General features: G+C 39.4%; 2 protein-coding genes. Both read left to right on the plus strand.

Annotated features, from left to right (window positions below; translation table 11 throughout):
- Positions 1-319: 319 nt before the first annotated feature.
- On the plus strand, positions 320-2,275 hold the full coding sequence (locus tag ENH88_RS02675) for a polysaccharide biosynthesis protein (protein WP_304179158.1): 1,956 nt from the start codon (positions 320-322) through the stop codon (positions 2,273-2,275).
- A gap of 335 nt (positions 2,276-2,610) precedes the next feature.
- Entirely contained in the window at positions 2,611-3,777 is a 1,167-nt protein-coding gene (locus tag ENH88_RS02680) for a nucleotide sugar dehydrogenase (protein WP_304179160.1), read from the plus strand.
- Positions 3,778-3,893: the final 116 nt, after the last annotated feature.

Consider the following 3,893-nt stretch of genomic DNA (forward strand, 5'->3'; position numbering starts at 1 on the left):
GCTGATAGCTGATAGCTGATAGCTGATAGCTGATAGCTGATAGCTGATAGCTGATAGCTGATAGCTGATAGCTGATAGCTGATAGCTGATAGCTGATAGCTGATAGCTCCTAGCTCCTAGCAATAATTACATTTAAAAACAATGACTAGTGATTATGTATTAGTTTGTGGCAGCGAATGGGGATATCAGCTATAATTCATAAAATTTTAACAATCGTTAAGCTTGCTGTCAGGTTCGCCTGATAGCATGGTGCCACTGCTTATGAGCAAAATTTTAATACAATCTGCATTACGTCGAATGCAAAAAAAGGGAACTTGTTGTGGATAATTACATTCGCTCTATATTAAATGCATCGCGCGGAACAAAACGCGCCATTACCTTATTTATTGATTCGTTATTTATTATTTCAGCCTTTTGGCTTGCCTTAATTGTTCGCTTAGATAGTTTAGCGCCATTTAGCAAAGCCGATAATTGGTTGTTACTTACCTTGTTAGTACCTACTAGCCTTTTCGCATTTATTAACCTTGGTTTATATCGTGCCGTATTGCGCTATATGAACTCGCAAGCGTTGTGGGCTATTGTTTTAGGCACTTTTATCACAACTGTTAGTTTGGTGTTGCTTGCCTTTTTTATGGGTATTGAAATCCCCCGTACTATGCCTTTTATTTTTGCTTGGCTGTGCTTACTCACTGTAGGTGGAGCACGTATTTTGGTACGTGCAATGATAGGTAAACTTACTACGGCTAATAAAGAGTCGGTTATTATTTATGGTGCCGGTTCTGCGGGTAGGCAATTGGCGACTGCTCTTGGTGCAGGACCAGAGTATTATGTAAGGGCCTTTATTGATGACGACGAAACCAAGCAAGGTTCTATTATTCAAGGTATTCCGGTTGTATGTTTTAAAGGCATTTATGAGCTTATAAATAAACGTAATGTCTCTAAAGTATTATTGGCGTTGCCCAGTGAAAGCCGTGCTCGCCGTAAACAGATACTTGCGCAACTTGAGCCGCTAACGGTTAAGGTTTTATCTATTCCTGGTATGGCCGATGTGGTAGAGGGCAAAGCGCAGCTTTCTGAATTTAGGGAAGTTGAAATAGAAGACTTGCTAGGCCGTGACCCTGTTACCCCTAAGCCTGAACTTATGTCGGCTAATATAACAAGTAAAGTGGTTATGGTTACAGGTGCGGGTGGTTCAATTGGTTCTGAGCTTTGTCGGCAGATTGTAAAGCAGAAACCTAAAAAATTAGTGCTGTTTGAGCTAAGTGAATTCGCTTTATATGCAATTGAAAAAGAACTTTGTGAATATATTCAGCATAACCAATTAGATGTTGAGCTGATCCCTATTATGGGCTCTGTGCAACGTATAAACCGTATTGAAACCGTGATGATGGCGTTTGGCGTACAAACTGTTTACCACGCTGCTGCATATAAGCATGTACCACTGGTTGAGCATAATGTGGTTGAAGGAGTACGTAACAATGTATTTGGTACGTATTATGCTGCCAAAGCAGCTGTAAATGCTAAAGTTGAAACCTTTGTACTTATATCGACCGATAAAGCAGTACGCCCAACTAATGTGATGGGCGCAACTAAACGTATGGCTGAGCTGTGTTTACAGGGATTGGCGCAAAATAAAGTTAAAGGTAAACATACTACCCGCTTTTGTATGGTGCGTTTTGGCAATGTTTTGGGGTCTTCTGGCTCTGTAGTACCATTATTCCGCAGACAAATTAAAGAGGGTGGGCCAATTACCTTGACTCATCCTGATATTACCCGCTTTTTTATGACTATTCCCGAGGCCGCGCAATTGGTTATTCAAGCTGGTTCTATGGGTAAAGGCGGCGATGTATTTGTGCTTGATATGGGGGAGTCGGTTAAAATTAAAGATTTAGCTAGTAAAATGGTACGTTTATCGGGCTTTGAGGTTAAAGACGAAAACAATCCTCATGGTGATATTGAAATTAAATGTACTGGCTTACGCCCCGGCGAAAAACTTTATGAAGAGCTGCTAATAGGCGATAACGTGGGTGAAACACCGCACGAGCGTATTATGACTGCAAATGAAGCTATGCTCCCATTACCAGAACTAAATGTGTTTTTAGAAGCTTTTGATATTGCTTGTCATAATTTTGATCATGAAATGATCAGACAATTACTGCTTGATGCACCAACTGGTTTTAATCCAACTGATGGTATTTGTGATTTGGTTTGGAATGCGAAACAAAGCCAGCGTGAAGTGATAGATGAAGCAAAAGTTGTGAATATTAAAGGGTAAAGGTACTAGGAAGACAAAGGTTCTAGGTTCTAGGAAAACACAGGTTGTAGACTTAACTTTACTTTCTCGGTGTAGCGCCTCGGTGCTCTCGGTGGTAAAAATTGTTTAAGTGATTTATTCACAAAGAGGTTAAGAGGGCGCTGCGCTTTAGAGGAAAAGAAAAGGCGCTAGGTTCTAGGGAAGTGACTAGGAGCTTGGTGCCTGTGGTTTTTCTTCTCATTTCACCTCATCGTCTTCTCTTTGTGCAAATTACGGTTACTAAATAAATGGCTTTAGTGCTAAGCGTAATGAGCTTAGGCTTGGAAGCAAAATATAGAAGCTTAAGGAATTTTAAAATGAAAATTGCTGTTGTTGGTACAGGTTATGTTGGCCTGTCTAATGCTATGTTGCTTGCGCAACACAATAAAGTTGTTGCGCTTGATATAGACGAAAATAAAGTTGCACTTTTGAAAGACAAGCAATCACCGATTGTTGATGTTGAAATAAGTGATTTTTTACAAAATAAGCAGTTAAATTTTACCGCGACCACAAATAAAGAGTCAGCATTGGCTGGTGCTGAATTTGTAATTATTGCAACGCCTACCGACTACGACCCTGAAACAAACTATTTTAATACCAATAGTGTTGAGTCGGTTATTAAAGATGTAATGAAAATTAACCCAACGGCTACTATGGTTATTAAATCAACCGTGCCAGTTGGATATACGCAGTCGGTTAAAGAAAAGTTTGGCACTGATAACGTAATATTTTCGCCAGAATTTTTACGAGAAGGTAAAGCATTGCATGATAATTTATACCCGTCACGTATTATTGTTGGTGAGCAAAGTGAACGTGCTAAAACATTTGCTAACTTGCTTGCGCAAGGTGCGATAAAGCAAGATATTGAGATTCTGTTTACTGACTCTACAGAAGCAGAGGCAATAAAGCTTTTTTCTAACACTTACCTTGCTATGCGTGTTGCTTATTTTAACGAGCTTGATAGCTACGCTGAAAGCCACGGTTTAAACGCGAAGCAAATTATTCAAGGTGTAAGCTTAGACCCACGTATTGGTAGTCATTATAATAATCCTTCATTTGGCTATGGCGGTTATTGTTTACCTAAGGATACCAAGCAGTTGTTAGCTAATTACAAAGATGTGCCAAATAATATGATTGGTGCCATTGTTGATGCTAACACTACTCGTAAAGACTTCATCGCAGATTCAATCATCAAGCGCAGCCCTAAAGTGGTTGGCGTATATCGCTTAGTTATGAAAACAGGGTCTGACAATTTTAGAGCATCTGCAATCCAAGGTATTATGAAGCGCATTAAAGCTAAAGGGATTGAAGTAGTAGTCTATGAGCCAGCTTTAAAAGAAGAAGCGTTTTTTAATTCAAGAGTTATCAGAGATTTAAATGAGTTTAAAGCACTTGCAGATGTGATTGTGTCAAATCGTCAGGCTGATGAACTAAACGATGTGGCTGATAAAGTGTATACCCGCGATTTGTTTGGTAGTGATTAAATAATCGTTAAAGGTTAAAGGTTAAAGGTTAAAGGAAGATAAAGGTACTAGGGAAGTTACTAGGACCTAGAGCCTATAACCTAGTACCTATGTTTTAAAGCGTAGGCAGGGCTTTA

Source organism: Pseudoalteromonas prydzensis (assembly GCF_011050055.1).
Taxonomy (GTDB): domain Bacteria; phylum Pseudomonadota; class Gammaproteobacteria; order Enterobacterales; family Alteromonadaceae; genus Pseudoalteromonas; species Pseudoalteromonas prydzensis_A.

Bases quoted from the DNA above. Each gene is read 5' to 3' on its own strand.
- ENH88_RS02680 (WP_304179160.1), top strand. From the start codon at position 2,611: ATGAAAATTGCTGTTGTTGGTACAGGTTATGTTGGCCTGTCTAATGCT.